Source organism: Mesorhizobium sp. WSM4829 (assembly GCF_055811475.1).
On sequence record NZ_JBVVQJ010000018.1, the window covers coordinates 110775 to 128503 of the forward strand.

General features: G+C 62.8%; 19 protein-coding genes, 1 tRNA gene and 3 pseudogenes. 8 read left to right on the forward strand and 15 right to left on the reverse strand.

Annotated elements, in window-relative coordinates; all coding sequences use genetic code 11:
- Positions 1 to 81: 81 nt before the first annotated feature.
- On the forward strand, positions 82 to 534 hold the full coding sequence (locus AC0L17_RS18685; RefSeq protein ID WP_091594267.1) for a MarR family winged helix-turn-helix transcriptional regulator: 453 nt from the start codon (positions 82 to 84) through the stop codon (positions 532 to 534).
- Positions 535 to 571: 37 nt separating this feature from the next.
- Here AC0L17_RS18685 and AC0L17_RS18690 read toward each other — a convergent pair.
- A pseudogene (locus AC0L17_RS18690) lies at positions 572 to 1000 on the reverse strand (anthrone oxygenase family protein).
- A 133-nt stretch (positions 1001 to 1133) separates the two neighbouring features.
- Here AC0L17_RS18690 and AC0L17_RS18695 point away from each other — a divergent pair.
- A complete protein-coding gene (locus tag AC0L17_RS18695; protein ID WP_473516914.1) occupies positions 1134 to 1787 on the forward strand; it encodes a TetR/AcrR family transcriptional regulator in 654 nt (217 codons plus the stop codon).
- A gap of 139 nt (positions 1788 to 1926) precedes the next feature.
- Entirely contained in the window at positions 1927 to 2946 is a 1020-nt protein-coding gene (ilvC, locus tag AC0L17_RS18700; protein WP_023798824.1) for a ketol-acid reductoisomerase, read from the forward strand.
- Positions 2947 to 3043: 97 nt separating this feature from the next.
- On the opposite strand, the gene AC0L17_RS18705 is transcribed toward ilvC, so the two are convergent.
- Complete coding sequence (locus tag AC0L17_RS18705) at positions 3044 to 3328, reverse strand: PilZ domain-containing protein (protein ID WP_128167039.1); 285 nt, start codon at positions 3326 to 3328, stop codon at positions 3044 to 3046.
- A 202-nt stretch (positions 3329 to 3530) separates the two neighbouring features.
- The gene (locus tag AC0L17_RS18710; RefSeq protein WP_473516915.1) at positions 3531 to 4145 is read right to left on the reverse strand and encodes a BA14K family protein; all 615 of its coding nucleotides are present in this window, start codon (positions 4143 to 4145) and stop codon (positions 3531 to 3533) included.
- Positions 4146 to 4300: 155 nt separating this feature from the next.
- Between AC0L17_RS18710 and AC0L17_RS18715 the strand changes: the two genes are divergently transcribed.
- Together AC0L17_RS18715 and AC0L17_RS18720 are read left to right on the forward strand one after the other, a co-directional pair.
- A complete protein-coding gene (locus AC0L17_RS18715) occupies positions 4301 to 5413 on the forward strand; it encodes an endonuclease/exonuclease/phosphatase family protein (RefSeq protein WP_473516916.1) in 1113 nt (370 codons plus the stop codon).
- Between the two features lie 12 nt (positions 5414 to 5425).
- Positions 5426 to 6142 carry a hypothetical protein gene (locus tag AC0L17_RS18720; protein WP_473516917.1) on the forward strand — a complete coding sequence of 239 codons (717 nt, stop codon included), beginning with the start codon at positions 5426 to 5428 and terminating at the stop codon, positions 6140 to 6142.
- Positions 6143 to 6170: 28 nt separating this feature from the next.
- On the opposite strand, the gene AC0L17_RS18725 is transcribed toward AC0L17_RS18720, so the two are convergent.
- The 4 genes from AC0L17_RS18725 to AC0L17_RS18740 all read right to left on the reverse strand — a co-directional run bounded on the left by AC0L17_RS18725 (position 6171) and on the right by AC0L17_RS18740 (position 9758).
- Positions 6171 to 6413 (reverse strand): hypothetical protein, encoded by a 243-nt coding sequence (locus AC0L17_RS18725; protein WP_091594283.1) that lies wholly within the window; start codon positions 6411 to 6413, stop codon positions 6171 to 6173.
- Between the two features lie 123 nt (positions 6414 to 6536).
- Positions 6537 to 7754 (reverse strand): ABC transporter permease, encoded by a 1218-nt coding sequence (locus AC0L17_RS18730; RefSeq protein WP_091594285.1) that lies wholly within the window; start codon positions 7752 to 7754, stop codon positions 6537 to 6539.
- Between the two features lie 2 nt (positions 7755 to 7756).
- Positions 7757 to 8461 (reverse strand): ABC transporter ATP-binding protein, encoded by a 705-nt coding sequence (locus AC0L17_RS18735; protein ID WP_287138178.1) that lies wholly within the window; start codon positions 8459 to 8461, stop codon positions 7757 to 7759.
- Positions 8462 to 8465: 4 nt separating this feature from the next.
- On the reverse strand, positions 8466 to 9758 hold the full coding sequence (locus AC0L17_RS18740; RefSeq protein ID WP_473516918.1) for an efflux RND transporter periplasmic adaptor subunit: 1293 nt from the start codon (positions 9756 to 9758) through the stop codon (positions 8466 to 8468).
- A 126-nt stretch (positions 9759 to 9884) separates the two neighbouring features.
- Between AC0L17_RS18740 and AC0L17_RS18745 the strand changes: the two genes are divergently transcribed.
- Together AC0L17_RS18745 and AC0L17_RS18750 are read left to right on the forward strand one after the other, a co-directional pair.
- Complete coding sequence (locus tag AC0L17_RS18745; protein WP_473516919.1) at positions 9885 to 10796, forward strand: PhzF family phenazine biosynthesis protein; 912 nt, start codon at positions 9885 to 9887, stop codon at positions 10794 to 10796.
- A 104-nt stretch (positions 10797 to 10900) separates the two neighbouring features.
- Positions 10901 to 10976: transfer RNA gene (locus AC0L17_RS18750), tRNA-Lys, on the forward strand.
- 138 nt (positions 10977 to 11114) lie between these two features.
- On the opposite strand, the gene AC0L17_RS18755 is transcribed toward AC0L17_RS18750, so the two are convergent.
- Together AC0L17_RS18755 and AC0L17_RS18760 are read right to left on the reverse strand one after the other, a co-directional pair.
- Positions 11115 to 11273 carry a tyrosine-type recombinase/integrase gene (locus tag AC0L17_RS18755; RefSeq protein WP_473516930.1) on the reverse strand — a complete coding sequence of 53 codons (159 nt, stop codon included), beginning with the start codon at positions 11271 to 11273 and terminating at the stop codon, positions 11115 to 11117.
- Positions 11258 to 11362 (reverse strand): annotated as a pseudogene (locus AC0L17_RS18760) (DUF7227 family protein); the annotation flags it as partial. The gene AC0L17_RS18755 and the pseudogene AC0L17_RS18760, both read right to left, overlap by 16 nt.
- Positions 11363 to 11438: 76 nt before the next feature.
- Here AC0L17_RS18760 and AC0L17_RS18765 point away from each other — a divergent pair.
- Complete coding sequence (locus AC0L17_RS18765; RefSeq protein WP_473516920.1) at positions 11439 to 12146, forward strand: hypothetical protein; 708 nt, start codon at positions 11439 to 11441, stop codon at positions 12144 to 12146.
- An 822-nt stretch (positions 12147 to 12968) separates the two neighbouring features.
- Here AC0L17_RS18765 and AC0L17_RS18770 read toward each other — a convergent pair.
- The 6 genes and pseudogenes from AC0L17_RS18770 to AC0L17_RS18795 all read right to left on the reverse strand — a co-directional run.
- Positions 12969 to 13241, reverse strand: a complete 273-nt coding sequence (locus AC0L17_RS18770) for a hypothetical protein (protein ID WP_473516921.1) — start codon at positions 13239 to 13241, stop codon at positions 12969 to 12971.
- 426 nt (positions 13242 to 13667) lie between these two features.
- The gene (locus AC0L17_RS18775; RefSeq protein ID WP_473516922.1) at positions 13668 to 14204 is read right to left on the reverse strand and encodes an MgtC/SapB family protein; all 537 of its coding nucleotides are present in this window, start codon (positions 14202 to 14204) and stop codon (positions 13668 to 13670) included.
- A gap of 81 nt (positions 14205 to 14285) precedes the next feature.
- Positions 14286 to 15296, reverse strand: a complete 1011-nt coding sequence (cobT, locus tag AC0L17_RS18780) for a nicotinate-nucleotide--dimethylbenzimidazole phosphoribosyltransferase (protein ID WP_473516923.1) — start codon at positions 15294 to 15296, stop codon at positions 14286 to 14288.
- 24 nt (positions 15297 to 15320) lie between these two features.
- Positions 15321 to 16100, reverse strand: coding sequence for an adenosylcobinamide-GDP ribazoletransferase (locus AC0L17_RS18785; RefSeq protein ID WP_473516924.1), 780 nt, complete (start codon positions 16098 to 16100; stop codon positions 15321 to 15323).
- A 41-nt stretch (positions 16101 to 16141) separates the two neighbouring features.
- Positions 16142 to 17452, reverse strand: coding sequence for a cobyrinate a,c-diamide synthase (locus AC0L17_RS18790; RefSeq protein WP_473516925.1), 1311 nt, complete (start codon positions 17450 to 17452; stop codon positions 16142 to 16144).
- A pseudogene (locus AC0L17_RS18795) lies at positions 17449 to 17729 on the reverse strand (hypothetical protein); the annotation flags it as partial. The gene AC0L17_RS18790 and the pseudogene AC0L17_RS18795, both read right to left, overlap by 4 nt.

Sequence of the window (17729 nt, forward strand, 5' to 3'; positions counted from 1 at the left end):
TAAATGCAGTTGCATCTATATAGATGCATTTGCATCCATTGGCAAGCTTGATGCAATTGCATCTATCGCCTATGCTGCATCATGACGGAGAATCCCTCGCCGGCGGCCATCAAAGCCTGGGCGCGCCTGATGCGCGTTTCGCGCCAGCTGCTGGAAAGAGCCGAAGACGCGCTGAAGGACGCCGGCTTGCCGCCGCTTGCCTGGTACGACGTGCTGCATGAGCTTGCCGAAGCCGGCGAGGGCGGCTTGCGGCCGTTCCAGCTGATCGAGCGCACCCTGTTTGCGCAGTACAACGTCTCGCGGCTGCTGGCGCGGCTCGAAGCGGACGGGCTGGTCGAGAAGCTCAGGGTTGCCGATGACGGTCGCGGACAGACGGTCCGCATCACCGGCAAGGGGCGCGAGATGCGCCGCCGGATGTGGGCCGTCTACGGGCGATCGATCGCCGAGCTGGTCGGCGCCAGGCTCTCCAATAATGATCTGGAAACCTTGTCGGCTCTGCTCGGGCGGCTGCGTCATCCGGCGATGCCGGAGTGATGTGGTCCGGCTGGCGCCGAAGATCGTTGCAGCGACGTCAGACACTTCCCCGGAGGAATGCCAGTGCCGCCAGCACGCCAAACATGACGCGAACCAGATGCAGATTGCCCCATTTGAGAATCAACGCCCGCGCCTGCGGATTGGTGGCGGCTGCGTCCATCGCCGCCAGCAACCGGTTTGTCGGCAGCATTGCGATCAGCGTCCATGGCCATGGCAGGATGATCAGCACCGCCCCGATGAGATAGCCAAGACTGCCGGTCTGCCACTAGGCAACGACACCAAGAACACAGGCGACGACGGCAATTGACGCCTGCATGGCGGCGCCGCGCTTGTAGGAAGGCTGCCATTCCTGCAGCAGTGCACGGTCGTCGAGGCGAAGCCGCGCCGGCTGCTCGGCAACGCTGATATAGATGGCGGCGCCCGCGAAAGCGGCGGCAATAGTCAATGCAAGCAGGCCGACGAGCATTTTTCTCTCCGCGATAAGGCGGTCAAAAAGCGGAGATAGGGCTTGCCCCGGGTCCGACAATACGTCATAGAGGTGCCGAACCGTAACGTACGGTACGGCACCGGCCGCCGCCGTCATCGAGCAGGAAAAGAGTTTGTTTCAGGCAAGCGTCGACATCGACACCAGCGAAGCGCTGACCGAGCGGCAGAAAGCCGTGCTCGACGCCGCACTTCGCCTGCTGGTCGAGGAGGGCGATCAGTTGACCATGACCGCGGTGGCGCGGCGGGCAAGTTGTTCCAAGGAAACGCTCTACAAATGGTTCGGCGATCGCGACGGGCTGTTGACGGCAATTGTTCAATGGCAGGCCTCCAAGGTGCGGGTGGTGCCGGTCGACGGCAAGGGGCTTACCCTTGCTTCGCTGACGGTGAGCCTCGCACGTTTCGCTTCGGACTGGCTCAAGGTGATTTCGAGCGACACATCGATCGCGCTCAACCGCGTCGCCATTGGCCGTGCTGGCTCGGGCAATGATGATCTCGGCGCCATCGTGCTGGAGAACGGGCGTTTCGCGCTGGCCCGGCGCCTGAAGCCGGTGCTGGAGGCCGGTCGGCAGGCCGGGCTTCTCGAGTTCTCGGACGCCGAAGAGGCATTCCGAACCTTTTTCGGGCTGGTCGCCCGCGACGTGCAGATCCGCCTGCTGCTCGGCGACCGGCTAAAATTGACTGATGCGGCGATTGGCGGCGATGCCGTCCGGGCGACGCAGCAGTTTCTCGCTCTTCACGGAGCAAAAACCGGGCCGCAAGGCCCCTAGAGCCGGATGATTTCAGGTCAAGTCGACCTGAAATCTGAATCCGGATCTAAATCAAAGAGATAGACCATGATGTCGTCCGAAACCCGCTTCACACTTTTCGGCATCATGCTCTGAATTCAAAAACGGGAAGGAAGAAAAAATGCGTGTCTACTACGATCGCGACGCCGATCTCAACCTGATCAAGGGCAAGAAGGTCGCCATCATCGGCTATGGCAGCCAGGGCCGGGCGCATGCGCTCAATCTCAAGGATTCTGGCGTTGGGGAAATCGCCATCGGCCTCAAGGCCGGCTCGGCGACCGCCCAAAAAGTCGAGGCCGACGGGCTCAAGGTGATGAGCGTGGCGGACGCCGCCAAATGGGCCGACCTGATGATGATGGCGACGCCGGACGAGCTGCAGGCCGACATCTATAAATCCGAGATCGCGCCGAACATTCGCGATGGCGCGGCGATCGCCTTCGCCCACGGCCTCAACGTGCACTTTGGCCTGATCGAGCCAAAGGCCTCGGTCGACGTCGTCATGATCGCGCCGAAGGGGCCTGGCCACACGGTGCGCGGCGAATACCAGAAGGGCGGCGGCGTGCCGTGCCTGGTCGCGGTCAACCAGGATGCTTCGGGCAATGCACTTGATCTCGCTCTGTCCTATGCCTGCGGCGTCGGCGGCGGCCGTTCGGGCATCATCGAGACCAATTTCCGCGAGGAATGCGAAACCGATCTGTTCGGCGAGCAGGTTGTGCTGTGCGGCGGCCTGGTCGAGCTGATCCGCGCCGGTTTCGAGACGCTGGTGGAAGCCGGCTACGCGCCGGAAATGGCCTATTTCGAGTGCCTGCACGAGGTCAAGCTGATCGTCGACCTGATCTATGAAGGCGGCATCGCCAACATGAACTACTCGATCTCGAACACCGCCGAATGGGGCGAATATGTTTCGGGCCCGCGCATCATCACCGCCGAGACCAAGGCCGAGATGAAGCGCGTGCTGAAGGATATCCAGACCGGCAAGTTCACCTCGGAATGGATGCAGGAGTATCGCGCCGGCATGTCGCGCTTCAAGGGCATCCGCCGCAACAACGACAGCCATCAGATCGAGGAAGTCGGCGCCAAGCTGCGCGCGATGATGCCGTGGATTTCGAAGAACAAATTGGTCGATAAGGCCAAGAACTGACCGAAATCCGCACTTTATCATTGCACAAAAAAGCCGGCGGAGCGCTCCGCCGGCTTTTTTTACACAAAGGCCGTGTGGAGAATGCCGTTCAGGGGATCTAGCCGTAGTGCCAGTGGGGCTTTGGCTCGGTGCCGGTGAACATCACGCCGATGCGGTCCTCGCGGCGCCAGCGGACCACTGCCTTGTAGGCGATGCCGTCGGTCGGCACATAGAGCAGGAACTCGTCGGGCACGCGAGCGTCGATCGAGACCTTCAGTTCGGCGCCGCCGTCATGCATGTTGCGGACCGTGCACGTGACCTCGGAATTGGTCATGCCGGTCAGGATCGTCGCGCCCTTGAAGACGCGCTGCCTGTGTTTGTCCCTGTTTTCGTCTTCAGCCATCGCGCGCCAATCCCCGGCGATCGTCGCATTTGATGTGGTGCGATCGGCAAGATAACTAGGCCTGCCTGATAAATATAGCGTTATCGTCGATGGCGAAACGATTTCGCGGTGCCCTGGCCGGACAAAGAACAGTTCAGAAGAAGGCTGAGCCAGACGGAAACGGCGCCGCGAGGGGCGGCGCCGCCTGGAATGCATCAGTCGATCAGCTATAGGGCGACCAGCATTGCTGGCGCGGGCCGTTATAGGGTTGGAACGTGTTGTCCCAGGTGCGATACGACCGGTAACGATTGTAGCACCACCGGACGTGAGCGCTGGAAAGCCGCCCGGCACGATAATAGCGGCGCGGCGCATAGTAACCGTTGTTGTAGTAGCCCCGGTTGTAGTAGCCTTGGTTGTAGTAGCCCTGGTACAGGCTGCCAAGGCCGAACCCAAGGCCCAAACCGAGAAGCGCGGCGGCGCCGTTGTCGTCGTCGTCGTAGTAACGGCCGTAATAGCCGCCACCGTAGTACCGGCCACGATTATGGCGCCAGTGCCGCCCACCGTTCCAGTTGCGGCGCCAGTGCCGCCCACCGTTCCAGTTGCCACGGTTCCAATTGCCACGGTTCCAGTTCCGGGAGAAATTACGGCCACGCATCCAGACGTTATTATTGCCGCCAGCCCAGCTCTCGCGCACCGGCACGATTTCGCGTGCCGCGGCAGCAGTTGGGAGCGGGACGTCAGGCTGAATGGGCCCGGCCATGGAAGGCGCCGAGAGGCCGGAAAAAAGACCCAAGGTCAACATGCCCGATCGAATGGTAGTCAAAAAGAGCGGTTTCATTTCACTCTCCGAAGATTCAGGCCCCACTCAGACTAATCCTTAATCATGGACCTTTGCGTCTGAACGGAAGATGAACGGAAACGTTCCATCAACCATGAATGGGCATCGCCCAGCCCCCTTGTTTTCGGCCGCGCTTGTGGGCAAAGGTCACCGCCATGTCGCTGCGCCTCGCCACCTTCAATGTCGAAAACCTGATGAACAGGTTCGATTTTTCCGGATACCGCAACCAGCTCAACGAGGATCGCACGCTGGCGCTCTTCGACATCCAGAGCGAGGCCGAATACAAGATGCTGGAGCAGGCGCGGGCGATCGCGCAATCCGACGATACGCGGCAGCTGACGGCATTGGCCATCGCGGCCACCCGCGCCGACATCATCTGCATGCAGGAGGTCGACAATATCGAGGCGCTGAAGGCTTTCGAACACGGCTATCTGTTCAGGATGGTCGGGCATGGTTACCGCCAGAAATACACCACCGCCGGCAATGATTCGCGCGGCATCGACGTCGCCGTGATGATGCGCAACGAGACCGCGCAGGGCCAGCCGATCGAATTCGTGCGCATGACAAGCCACGCCTATGTCACGTTCGAGCAGTTCGGCCTGCACACGCCGGAACTGGCAGCGTTCGGGCATCAGGCCAACCAGCGCATCTTCCGGCGCGACTGCCTGGAAATCGACCTGACCGTCGGTGGCGTGCCGCTGACGCTCTATCTGGTGCATTTCAAGTCGATGGGCGCGCCCCGCAACGGTCTCGACGGGCGCCAGGCGACGATGCCGCTGCGCATCGCCGAGGCGCAAGCGGTGCGCCGGATCATCGAGGAGCGTTTCGGTGGGGATCACGCCGCCGACAAATATTGGGCGATCTGCGGCGACATGAACGACTATCGGCAGCGCGTGAAGATCTCCGGCGACGCCTTTGACGGCTACCGCTTCGAGGTGATCGATGAGAGCCAGTCCTGCCTCAACGTGCTCACCGCCGGCGGCTTTTGCGAGAATGCGGTCGAGCGGCGCCCGGAAATGGACCGTTGGACCTTGTACCATACGCGCGGGCCGCAGGAGCGGCATCTGTGCCAGCTCGACTACATCCTGTTGTCGAAGGCACTGGCAGCCAGGAACGCGACCGCCGTTCCCGACATCATCCGCAACGGCCAGCCCTGGCGCACGATCTTTCCGGCAGGCCAGGAGGTGGACCGGTTTCCGCGTTGCGGCTGGGACCGGCCGAAGGCGTCGGACCACTGTCCTGTGGCGATGACCCTTGAAATGACCTGAGGATCGTTTTCGTTGAGCTTCGACCTGCCGCGCAACATCATCCTTCCGGTCGACGCCGTCGACGTCAGGCTCGACCCCGGCCCGCATCCGTTCGAACGCGACAATGCGCAAGCGATCGCCGAGAATTGGCGGCGCGAGACCGCAGCCAACCCGGCGCTGTTCGACGGCACCGTGGTGCTGCTTTCGGCGCTCCGCTATCGCGACAGCAGCCTCGTCGGCCGCTGCCATGCGGTGCGCTACTCGACCTTCATGCTTTGGCGCGGCAATCGCCAGGTGGCGGGGGCCGAGCACGCCTATGCCCACGCCATGCTGGTCGCCGGCGACAATGCGCTGGTGGCGATCCGCATGGCGTCGCACACCGTCAATGCCGGTCGCGTCTACTTCGCCGCCGGCTCGTTCGAGCCAACCGATTTCCGCGACGGCCTTGTCGATGTCGACTTCAACATGATCCGCGAGGTGCGGGAAGAAACCGGCCTCGACCTTGCCGGCGCGGCGCGCGGCAGGCGCTACTATGCCCTGTCGACGGCAACCGGCACGGTGATCTTTCGCCGCTATCGCGAGACTGCATCCGCCGACGAGGTCGCGCAGCGCATCAGCGCCTTTGTCGCCACCGAGGCAGAGCCGGAGATCGACGGGCCGGTCATCATCCGCAGGGCCGATGACCTGCCGGACGGGCTGATGCCGCACATGAAGCCACTGATCGAGTGGCATTTTGCCGACAAGGGATAGTTTGTCGACAGGAGTTTGCCGACAGGGGTTAATGACGCATCTTGTTCTCGATGGTTTTGCGATCGTTGCGGGCGGCGACGAAAAACAGCATGACGCCGATACCCAGCAGCGCACCCATCGTCGTTCCCATCGTCTGACCGACAACCTGCTGGAAATCGGCGGTGACATGATCGGGGTTGGCCATGCCGTAGCTGGCCAAATACCACCAAAAGCCCGCCAATGCGGCCTCGATGATCACCGTCACCAAAGCCACTCGCTCTTTCTTGCTCATCCCACTATTCCCCCCATATCCCCAACGCGATTGCTAGCACCGCGGGCTGTTCCGCGACAGGGGCAGGGCGACGGCCGCGCCAAAATTTTGGGGACATCTGAAGGCGACGCACGCTGCGCCGCGCTATTCATGCCTCAGCGCGTCGATCGGATCGAGCCGCGCGCCGCGCAGCGCCGGGAAGAAGCCGAACACCATGCCGATCAGCGCCGAGAAGCCGACGGCGAGCAGGATCACCGCCGGGCTTGGCGCAAACGGGATCGCCAGCGTCAGCGAGGCGAGGCCGGCCAGCGCCAGGCCGATCAGGATGCCGATGATGCCGCCGAGCAGCGACAGCACGGTGGCCTCGACCAGGAACTGGATGAGGATGTGCTTTTCATGCGCGCCGATGGCCAGCCTTATGCCGATCTCGCGGGTGCGCTCGGTGACCGACACCAGCATGATGTTCATGATGCCGATGCCGCCGACCAACAGGCTGACGCCGGCGACCGCGCCCAGCATGCCGGTCATCGTCGTGGTGGCGCTCGCCATGGCGTCGGCGATCTGGGTCATGTCGCGTATCGAGAAGTCGTCTTCGCGGTCCGGTGGGATGCGGCGTGCATCGCGCAAGATGTCCTCGACGCGCGGCAGCAGCTCGGTGGTCGCCGTCCCGTCGTCGGCGGCGACGTAGATCGAGTCGATGTCGCGGTTGCCGGCGATGCGGCGCTGGTAGGCGGCGAGCGGCATCAGCACGACATTGTCCTGGTCCTGGCCGAAGCCGGTATAGCCCTTCGGCTCGAGCAGGCCGATGATCTTGCACGAGGTGCGGTTGACGCGAATGATCTCGCCTTCGGGGTCGCCGGCGCCGAAGAACTGCTGGCGCACGGTTTCGCCGATCAGGCAGACGCCGGTGCCCGAGCGGATTTCCGAATCGCTGAACGGGCGGCCCGAGACCAGCTTCCAGTCGCGCGCATCGAGATAGGCGCTATCGGTGCCGGTGACACCCGACGTCAGGCTTTCGGTGCCGAAGATGACGCGGACCTGCTTTTGCGAGGCGGGCGAGATGGCGCGGGCGCCGCTCAAATGTGCGACAAGCGCGGCAAGCTCCTTGCTGCCGAGCGGACGTGTGGCCTGGTCGAGCCCTCCCGGTCCGCCGGGCCCGGCCGGGCGGCCGGGGCGGACAACCAGCAAATTGCTGCCGAGCTTGGAAATGTCGGCCTTTACCTTTTCGGTGGTGCCCGAGCCGATGGTGAGCATGGCGATGACGGCGGCAACGCCGATGACGATGCCGAGCAGCGTCAGAAACGAGCGCAGCACATTGCGGCGCACCGAAAGCAGCGAGAGGCGGACGGTTTCCCAGATCATGGTTACACCACCTCGAGGTTCATGGCATCGGAGGCGACGTGGCCGTCGAGGAAGCGAATTGTGCGCTCGGCATAAGCAGCGACATCGGCCTCGTGGGTGACCATGGCGATGGTCAGGCCAAGCTCGGTGTTCAGCCGCGTCAGCAGCTCCATGATCTCGTGCGTGCGTGCGGTGTCGAGATTGCCGGTCGGTTCGTCGGCGACGAGCAGGGTCGGCCTGGTGACGATGGCGCGCGCGATCGCCACGCGCTGCTGCTGGCCGCCGGAGAGCTCGGCCGGCGTGTGGTGCTCGCGGCCGACAAGGCCGACCTCGGCCAGCGCCTTCATCGCGAGGTCATGACGCTCGCGGGCGGCGACGCCGCGATAGATCAGCGGCAGTTCGACATTCTCCACCGCGGTGGTGCGCGGCAGGAGATTGTAGCCCTGGAAGACGAAGCCGACATAGAGATTGCGCAGCATGGCGCGGCGGTTGCGGTCGAGGCGGCCGGCATCGATGCCCATGAAGCTGTAGGTTCCGGCCGTCGGTGTGTCGAGGCAGCCGATGATGTTCATCGCCGTCGACTTGCCCGAGCCGGACGGACCCATGATGGCGACGAATTCACCGCTGCGGATGGCAAGATCGACGCCAGCCAGCGCATGCACCGTGGCCTCGCCCTGACCATAGCTCTTCCAGACCTTGTCGAAGGTGATGAGCAGCGAGCCTGACATGATTTCAGCTCCGCTGCTGCGCTGCGGTGATGACTTGCGCACCTTCTGCGAGACCGGAGGTGATCTCGGTCAGCTCGCCATCGGTGGAGCCGACTTTGACGTTGACCGGCCGGGGCCGGCCATTCTCCAGCACGTAGAGCGTGCGCGAGCCGTCGGTGGGCTGCGCCGTCGCCTGGCGCTGGCGGTTGCCGCGTGGACGGCCCATACGGCCCGTGAACAGGTCGCTCAGGCTCCACGCTCGGGCAGCAGATGCCGCCGGCCGGTAGCGGAAAGCCGTCGACGGTACGGTGAGCACGCCTTTTGCCTCTCTGGTGACGACCGAAACGGTGGCAGTCATGCCAGGCCGCAACAGAAGCTCGTTGTTGTCGACCTCGAACCGCGCGTCGTAGGTGACGACGCCGTCGGTGGTGACCGAAGCATAGGAGATGTCGCGGATCTCGGCATCGAACGGCCGCTCGGGAAAGGCGTCGACGGTGAAGCGGGCATGCTGGCCGGGTTTGACCGCGCCGATGTCGGCCTCGTCGACCGCTGCCTTCAACTCCATGTTCCTGAGGTCGGCGGCGATGACGAACAGCACCGGCGCTTGCAGCGAGGAGGCAACCGTCTGGCCGGGATCGACCGAGCGCGTCAGGACGATGCCGTCGATGGGCGCATAGATGGTGCTTTTGGCGAAGTCCGTCTGCTGCGCCTTGAGATCGGCATTGGCGATGGCCAGATTGGCTTTGGCGCTGTCGAGCGCTGCCTTTGAGCGGTCGCGCGTCGCTGTCGCCGCTTCAAGCGACTGGTCAGTCGCCATGCCGCGCTTGGTGAGCGCCGCCGCGCGCGCAACCGCCCTTTCGTTTTCGGTGAGGGTTACGATGGCGGTCTCGACATTGGCGGCCGCCGCCGTGGCGGAAGCCTCGGCGCGCTCGATCTGCACCTCCAGCTTGGCGGTGTCGAGCGCCGCCAGCACATCGCCCTTCTTCACCTGCTGGTTCTCGTTGACCGCGACCGAGCGGACGACGCCGGACAGTTCGCTCGAAATGTCGACCTGGGTGAGGGGCTGCAGCGTGCCGGTCGCCGATACTTCGACCGTGAGGTCGGCGACAGCGGCCGGCACAGTGGTATAGTCGATCTTGGCGGGAGACGCGGCATACCATTGGTACCCGGCCAGGCTTGCGGCGACGACGACCAGCACAAGCAGGCCATAAAGCCAGCCGCGACGCCGTTTCTTCTTCAGACCCAGGCGGTCGAGCCCGAGTGCCGTCTTTATGTCGGAAGTGGATTCCGTCTTTGGCAGATTGACAATCTGGTCCACGCCGGACCCCTATAATACCAGTGATGTCCCAACCGGTGCACTGATCAGGCCGAATGGTTCAAATATCAAATTAAATTTCGCCCATGTTTGGGCCCCTGTTGGGATTGAGGCAGAAGGCTTTCTACAATGCTGACCCGGAATTACTTACTTTACGACGTGTTCACCACCGAGCGGCTGGGCGGCAATCCGCTGGCCGTCGTGCTTGACAGCAAGGGACTGGACACTGCCGCGATGCAGGCTATCGCGGGCGAGTTCAACCTGTCGGAAACCGTTTTCGTGCTGCCGCCCGACAATCCCAAGCACCGCGCCCGCATCCGCATCTTCACGCCCGACCGTGAGATGCCGTTCGCCGGCCATCCGACGGTGGGCGCTGCGATTGCGCTTGCCGAAATGGCTGGCGATGGCGACACTGCCGGCATCTTCGTGCTGGAGGAAAACATCGGCCCCGTGCGCTGCGCCGTCAGCAAGCACGATGGCGCCATCTTTGCCGAGTTCGACCTGGCCAAGCTGCCGGAGCGGCTGGAATTGTCCGCCGACCCGGAAGCGATCGGGGCGGCACTTGGCCTGGGGCCGCACGAAGTCGGCTTCGAAAACCACCGCGTCTCGTTCTGGTCGGCCGGCGTGCCCTACGTGACCATTCCGGTCGCCGATCTGGAGGCGGCGGCCCGGATAAGGCTGGACAACCAGGCGTGGTCGGAACTGGCGCCCCGCAAGAGCGATTGGGCCCTCGCCAGCCCGTATGTCTATTGCCGCGAGACGGTGAACCACGACAGCGCCTTTCATGTCCGCATGATCGTGCCGGGGAGTCCATCCTATGAAGATCCGGCGACCGGTTCGGCGGCGGCCGCCTTCGCCGGCGCGATCATGCATTTCGACGGTCCGAGAGAGGGTGTTTCCCAGCGTTGGATCGAACAAGGGCTGGAGATGGGGCGGCCTTCGCGCATCCGCCTCGAACTGAATGTCGAAGGCGGCAAACTCGCCGCCGCCCGCATCGGCGGCCATGCCGTCAAGGTGGCGGAAGGCCGGATGTTCGTCTGATCGCGATCGGCTCGAGCCGATTTGTCGGGAAATGAATCCGGCAGGGCTGGACATGGCGGATGGCGGCGGCTATATGCCCGCCGACGCTGGTTTTACCGGCGAGTGGGTGCGTAGCTCAGTTGGTAGAGCAGCTGACTCTTAATCAGCGGGTCACAGGTTCGATCCCTGTCGCACCCACCACTTAAGTTCTTGAAAAAGCGTCATATTTCGAAATCACCAAAATAAAATCAGCAGGCACTGTGTTTCAAAGTGTGTCGGCTTCCATTTGATCGATCGCCTTCTTGAGCGACTTAAGGCTGTTGTGGGAATAGCGACGGGTCATCGAGTCCGTCTTGTGCCCATCAGATCCTGGGTCGTTTTGTCTGCCACGCCGGACTGTAGCAGCCAGCTGGCAAACGTATGGCGCAGATCGTGAATATGAAGCTTTGGCATCCCCGCCCGCTTGCGGATGCCCAGCCGCCGGTCTTCAGCGGGCAGCTATCAGGACACGTCTCTCGCGAGCTGGTCATCACAGGCATTGGACCGGTCTTGACGTTTCGCGACACGGTCGTTGTATGAAATCGCATCTCTTCCTCGCAAAAGAAAAAGGGCGCTCCGGAGAGCGCCCTTTGATCGGCTTGATTGGTAGGTGGTGATGGCTAGTTGAGCAGCCGCTTAGCAGTTTCTTTCGTTTCCGGCGGTATTACAACCGGAATAGACATGGGTGGGTGCGACATGAGAAGCCTTCTTTCGGTGCTTCGGGGTGAGCGGTCATTGCCGTTCACCTACTGGGTTTGTTACGTCGGGGGCTCCCTGGCAATTCTTGCTGCGTTTTACGGGTGGGTAGTATCTACCGCGTCGTTTATTCATTATCCTTCTGTCCATCAAATCGGCCTCTATCTGCTCTTCGCCGGTTTATTCTTCGTCACCTACATTGTCGGAGCGGGCGTGGCGCGAAGCGCCTTGAACAGGCAGCCGCGAGATGCTTGGACATGGATTGCAATCGCTGTTGTAGTTCTAGCGATGTTCAGGGTTCCGGTGGAATACGTCTGGCCAACTTCCGGGCAGGAGCGCGAACGCGAAGTGACGGTACAATTCGACTTGATCAATGCTGGCCTGCCGAAGAGGGTTGACGAATTAACGGTTTTGAACCGCGTCTCTTATGCGAGAAAGCGTGTGACCTATCACTATTCGATAGACGCAAACGCGCCCGTAATAGATATTCAAAAGATCAAAAGACTTGGGCTCAATCCCATCTGCGACATCTGGAGAAGTTCTTTCGAGGGCGGAGAGCTGGTAGACGTTGAGTATCGCTACCTAATCAATGATGCCACTATGTCTTTCTTCGTTTCTCGGGAAGATTGCTTGTGAGTCCCGGGCAGTTAAGAGAACATCCAAAGCCTGGGCAATCTTCACGGACTCTTGACGCTAGTGGTGAAAGCCTGACGCTTGGCACCCCCTCGGAACGGCAAGGTTGGCAAGCAGCCGGCGTCGAACGGGGCTAGCCCGCCCTATAGCGTAGACGATCTTCAGTGGCATGCCACTCTTGCTGGAATCAAGAGTTGGCCCTACCGTTGCAGCAGGGATTGGGGGACTGACATGAAATCAAGGGTTAGACTGTCGGCTGGTGTGTTAGCCTGCTTGAGTGTTTCTGCATGTGTAAACACTCCGCCTGGCCAGAATACCCCTGGCATCGATGGGCCTCGGCCCGGCGGGTATTCTTTGTCTTGGACAGAAAAGACAGCGCCATCGACACCGGTGATAGTCTACCAGACCACCTCGATCAGTCCTGATTGCGCGCCAGTCGGAATACCTGAGGTGATGGTTGTCTCTGGGCCAGAGCATGGAAAAATCAAATTTCGAAGAATGCCCATTCTTCCTAACGTCACGAAGAAGCATAAGTGCCACTGGGTTGAGGTTCCTGGCATAAAGGGAATTTACACACCCAACGCCGGCTTTGTAGGTACCGACAAAGTTAGGATACGGAGCAAGTTGACGGAAGGCGGTTACGCCTACGGGAACGTCACTGTTTTGGTATCCAATTAGCGGCCTGCCCAGCCGCGAGAACTTATCTTCGGCTTGACCGCAATGTTCGCCGGAAGACGGATCTTTCGCATTTGCCAATGTCGGGTAGATTTCTTGCCGTCCACCAGTACCAAGTGTCAGACTTTCACCACTAGGTCTAGTTCGAAATCAGAGTATAAACGCGGCCGACTTAGAGTCTTCAGGGCTTAGTTTTACTCCTATGGTGCAGGTTTGAGGCGGCACGAAGTAGAGGAACAGCGCTGCAGCCAGCACAATTAAAGAAACCGCACCCATTAATACGATGGCCGCTGCCGCAGAAAACCAATAAAACGAGCGTAGAATACTGCGGTCTGTTTTCTTTTCATGGCCTCTTACGAGCATGACCATTCCGACCGAGCTGAAGATAACTCCCGCAAGGGCCGACAGAATAAATAGGTACATACCGGTCTCCCCTGGGGTCGCCGAGGTGATCGGGCTGTTTTACTGACAGGCAGCAGCCCGTTGCGCGTCGTCTTGGATGGGGGTCTGTCGCAGTCCGCGGACGGCGCCCCAATAACTTTTCAGTCGTTCGTCGATCATGATGCGAATGGTCTCATCAACTCCTCTATGCTGGTGCTCATTACGGAAGCGAGGCTCTGCAGCTCCCGTACGGTGAAGTCGTGGAGCCCGAGCTCCATCTTCCGCACCGTGAGTCGGTTGACCCGGATTTGATCAGCCATCTCGTGGTATGTGAAGGCATGATCGATTCCCGGAATTTGTTGAGACGGATCCCGATCGAGTGATGCCGGTAGCTCAACGGCTTCTGGCCAGACAGGGCAAGTTCGTTCGGTTCCAGTTGCAGCCTCAGCCCCAGCCCCAGTCGCAGCCTCAGCCTTTGGGCGGCTTGGACACGTCTTCTTCCGACATGGGCTTTTCTGGTCCGGCTTTCTCGCCAATACCGGACTTGTGGGCAAAACTGTAGAGAAGGCCTGCCGCGACCAGGACCAAAAGCGTGCCGAGCGCCGCCACTTGCCACAGGCCTAGCCCGCAGGCCACGCCAATTGCCCCGGACAGCCACATGCCTGCACCGGTCGTCAGCCCGTGAACCTCGCCTTTCGAAAACAAAATCGTTCCGGCAGCAAGGAACGCGACGCCAGCGGTAACCGCTTCGACAACACGAATCGGATCGACCCTCACGGAATCCTGCTGAAACATCGGCGCGTGAATGATTTCAATCGTCAGAATACCGAAGGTAGCCGCTGCCACGCAGACCAGTATATGGGTGCGAAGCCCGGCAGGCCGATTTCGCCATTCGCGTTCGAACCCGATCGCCGCACCGAAGATCGACGCCAGTAGAAGCCTCGCCGCAATAACGGGAAACGGGACGTATGTCGGATGGCCGAATTCCTGGAGAAGCTGTTGCATGCGTAACCCGGGCTGACCGGCCACAACGTGCTCGGGCCGACCAGGTTCCCCAGGGCAAGACTTGATTCCAGGTTGACGAGATTACCTCTCTGAAACACCGGCCTCGGCAAAGCTTGCCATGCGGGCATGGCATTCGAGCGCCGAGCGGACGATGTTGACGGCGAGGCAGGCGCCGGAGCCTTCGCCGAGCCGCATGCCGAGGTCGAGCAGCGGCGGCAGGCCGAGCGCCTCGAGCAGCCGGCGATGGCCGGATTCGGCCGAGACATGGGCGGCAAGCGTGTGGGCGAGGCCGGCGGGGTGCAACCTTGCCAAGGGCGCGGCGGCGGCGGTGCAGACGAAGCCGTCGAGCAGCACCGGCACGCCTGAATGGCGCGCGGCCAGCGTCGCACCGAAAATGGCGGCGAGTTCGCGCCCGCCGAGGGCTGCCGCGATCCCCAGCGGGTCGGCAAGGGCTTCGGCGTGGCGCTTGAGGCCGGCCTCGATGGCGGTGATCTTGCGCACCAGGCCGGCATCGTCGACGCCGGTGCCGCGCCCGGTCCATTTTTCCGCGCCGCCGCCAAAAAGGGCGGCCGAGATGGCTGCCGCCGGCGTGGTGTTGCCGATACCCATTTCGCCGAAACAGACGAGGTCGAGATCTCTGGTCACCGCGCCGTAGCCGGCCGAGATGGCGGCGAGGAAGGCTTCGCCGTCCATTGCCGGCACTTGCGTGAAATCGCCGGTCGGATAATCGAGGTCGAGCGGAATGACGTCGAGCTCCGCACCGGCGATGCGGGCAAGCTGGTTGATGGCGGCGCCGCCGCCGGCGAAATTCGCCACCATCTGCACGGTGACTTCCGACGGGAAGGCAGACACCCCCTGTGCGGTGACACCGTGGTTGCCGGCAAAAACCAGGACTTTTACGCGATCGAGCTGCGGTATGTCGCGGCCCTGCCAGCGGGCCAGCCATGCGGCTATTGCTTCCAGCCGGCCAAGGCTGCCTTGCGGCTTGGTCAGCGTGTCCTGGCGGCGGGCGACAGCATTTGCCGCGGCCTCGCTGCCGGCAGGCAGATCGAGGCAGGCCGCGCGCAATTCATCAAGCGATTTGAAAGGCATGGGGGAAAAATCTCCGAAACAGAGTCAGGAAAGGAAAACTGAAGCGACGAGCAGGATTGCGATCTCGCCAGACTGCTGCAGCGCGCCGACCGTATCGCCGGTCTGGCCGCCGATCTGGCTGCGGCACAGCTCGCGGAAGGCGGCAAACAACAGGCCGAGCAGGATAAGCGCGGCGACTGCGCCACCGAACCCTAGCGTCAGCAGCGCGACGGTGCCGAGCGCGGCGCCGGCAATGGCGGCTTCGGCCGACACGGTGCCTGCATCGACCGAGAGGCCGTCGCTGCGCGCCGCCGGCAAAAGATGCATGAAAGCGCCGAACAAGCCGCGCGAGGCGGCATGCGCGGCAATCAGAGCCCAGAACATCTGGGCCGGGCCGGCGAATTCCGAAAGCACACTCCAGCGGATCAGCAGCGACAGGGCGAGCGCGCAGGCGCCATAGGCGCCGATGCGGCTGTCGCGCATGATCTCCAGTTTTTTCTCGCGCGTTTTGCCGCCGCCAAAGCCGTCGGCGACATCCGAAAGCCCGTCTTCATGCATGCAGCCGGTGGCGAGCAAGGTCGCGGCCAAGGTCAGTGCTGCTGCCGGGCCGGCGGCAAGGCCGAGCCAGGTCCCGACCGCGTAAACCAAGCCGCCGATCAGAGCGACGGCAAGGCCAGCGACCGGCGCCGCCCAGATCGCGGCAGCAAGGCTGCGGTCCCGAAAATCGACGACCGGCAGCGGCAGCCGGGTGAAGAAGACGACGCAGAGCGCGATGTCATCGAGGATTTGCCGAGTGGAGAGTGTCATGTTCTGCACTTTGAGCATGATCTATTCCAAAAACCGGTCCCACTTTTCGGGATCATGCTCTAGCCTCTCGCAATGGCATGGAAGAATGTGCCGCTGACATGGCCGCGGCGGTAGCCGGAGGCGCCGAGCGGATTGCCTTGGCCATCAGCGAGGTCGGCCAAGGGTTCGTCACTGCCGGTGGCAATCATCTGCGCATAGTGGAATTCGTGGCCGCGGATCAGCGCGCCTCGGTCTCCCAGCGGACAATCGGCGCGCAGCCGCGCCTCGCGGTAGCCGAGGTTCATCTTTCGCTTGGCAAAGCTGGTCGAGTGACCGAGCAGGCCGAGCATCGCGTGCGTCTCGCCCGATGCGTCCTCCAGCGCTTCGCCGAGCACCATGAAGCCGCCGCACTCGCCATGCACCGGCCGTGTTGCCGCAAACGCCTCGATGCCGGCCCTGAAATTCGCAGCCGCCGCGAGGCGGCCGGCGTGAAGCTCGGGATAGCCGCCAGGCAGCCAGCAGACATCGCAATTTTCGCCGGGCGCTTCGTCGGCAAGCGGCGAGAAGCGGATGATTTCAGCCCCTGCCTTGCGCCAATGCGCGGCGACATGCGGATAGAGGAAGGTGAAGGCGGCATCCTCTGCCAGTGCGATGCGTTGTCCGGGCGGTGGCAGCGCGTCGTCGAAACTGCCGGGAGCAGGCGCGAATGGCGCCGCCAGCGCCATGATGGCGTCGAGATCGAGCGAGCGTTCGACCATGTCGGCCAGCCGGTCGAGATGCGCCATCAGATTCTCGTATTCGCCGGCCTGGACGAGGCCGAGATGCCGCTCCGGCAGGTTGAGCGAGGGATCGCGCAGGATCGCGCCGACCACCGGCAGGCCGATCGCCTCGATCGCGTCGCTGCAGAGACGGCGGTGGCGCTCGCTGCCCAGCCGGTTGAGCACGACGCCGGCCATGCGCACATCAGGGTCATAGCTGGCAAACCCCTTGGCGACGGCTGCCGCCGTGGTCGACTGTCCGGAAACGTCGAGCACCAGCAGCACCGGCAGGCCGTACAGCCGGGCAAGATCTGCCGCCGAGCCGGTGTGGCCCGGAGCAGCGGGAATCCCGTCGAACAGGCCCATGGCGCTTTCGAGGAAGATGAAATCGGCATCTTCAGTTGCGTCGCCTGCCAGCGCGTTGAGCAAATCAGGCGGCATCGCCCAGCTGTCGAGATTGACGCCGGAAAGGCCTGTCGCAGCGGTGTGGAAGCCGGGGTCGATATAGTCGGGGCCGGACTTGGCGCCGCGCACCTTGAGGCCGCGCCGCGCGAGCGCGCGCAAGATACCGATGGTGACGCTGGTCTTGCCCGAGCCCGAGCGCGGCGCGCCGATGATGATCGCGCGGGTCATGGCTCGCCCGCCAATGCCGCGCGCATCGCGACGATGCCGCCGACGACGATCAGCGCCGGCGCGGTCAACCCGGCGGCGGCCGCCTCCTCGGCGATGGTGGCAAGCGTGGCGACGACGATGCGCTCCTGCGGCGTCGTCGCGGCGACGATCACCGCCGCCGGCGTCGGGGGGGGGGGGGGCCCCCGCGCGCCCCCCGGGGGGGGGAGAGGGGGGCGGGGGGGGGGCCCAGAAAAAAAACACCCCCCGGGGGGGGGGGGGGGGGGGGGGTGGGGGGGGG

Bases quoted from the DNA above. Each gene is read 5' to 3' on its own strand.
- AC0L17_RS18770 (WP_473516921.1), bottom strand. From the start codon at position 13,241: ATGTACCTATTTATTCTGTCGGCCCTTGCGGGAGTTATCTTCAGCTCG.
- AC0L17_RS18725 (WP_091594283.1), bottom strand. From the start codon at position 6,413: ATGAGCAAGAAAGAGCGAGTGGCTTTGGTGACGGTGATCATCGAGGCC.
- AC0L17_RS18745 (WP_473516919.1), top strand. From the start codon at position 9,885: ATGCTGACCCGGAATTACTTACTTTACGACGTGTTCACCACCGAGCGG.
- AC0L17_RS18730 (WP_091594285.1), bottom strand. From the start codon at position 7,754: ATGATCTGGGAAACCGTCCGCCTCTCGCTGCTTTCGGTGCGCCGCAAT.
- AC0L17_RS18735 (WP_287138178.1), bottom strand. From the start codon at position 8,461: ATGTCAGGCTCGCTGCTCATCACCTTCGACAAGGTCTGGAAGAGCTAT.
- ilvC (WP_023798824.1), top strand. From the start codon at position 1,927: ATGCGTGTCTACTACGATCGCGACGCCGATCTCAACCTGATCAAGGGC.
- AC0L17_RS18710 (WP_473516915.1), bottom strand. From the start codon at position 4,145: ATGAAACCGCTCTTTTTGACTACCATTCGATCGGGCATGTTGACCTTG.
- AC0L17_RS18790 (WP_473516925.1), bottom strand. From the start codon at position 17,452: ATGACCCGCGCGATCATCATCGGCGCGCCGCGCTCGGGCTCGGGCAAG.
- AC0L17_RS18775 (WP_473516922.1), bottom strand. From the start codon at position 14,204: ATGCAACAGCTTCTCCAGGAATTCGGCCATCCGACATACGTCCCGTTT.
- AC0L17_RS18785 (WP_473516924.1), bottom strand. From the start codon at position 16,100: ATGCTCAAAGTGCAGAACATGACACTCTCCACTCGGCAAATCCTCGAT.
- cobT (WP_473516923.1), bottom strand. From the start codon at position 15,296: ATGCCTTTCAAATCGCTTGATGAATTGCGCGCGGCCTGCCTCGATCTG.
- AC0L17_RS18685 (WP_091594267.1), top strand. From the start codon at position 82: ATGACGGAGAATCCCTCGCCGGCGGCCATCAAAGCCTGGGCGCGCCTG.
- AC0L17_RS18715 (WP_473516916.1), top strand. From the start codon at position 4,301: ATGTCGCTGCGCCTCGCCACCTTCAATGTCGAAAACCTGATGAACAGG.
- AC0L17_RS18705 (WP_128167039.1), bottom strand. From the start codon at position 3,328: ATGGCTGAAGACGAAAACAGGGACAAACACAGGCAGCGCGTCTTCAAG.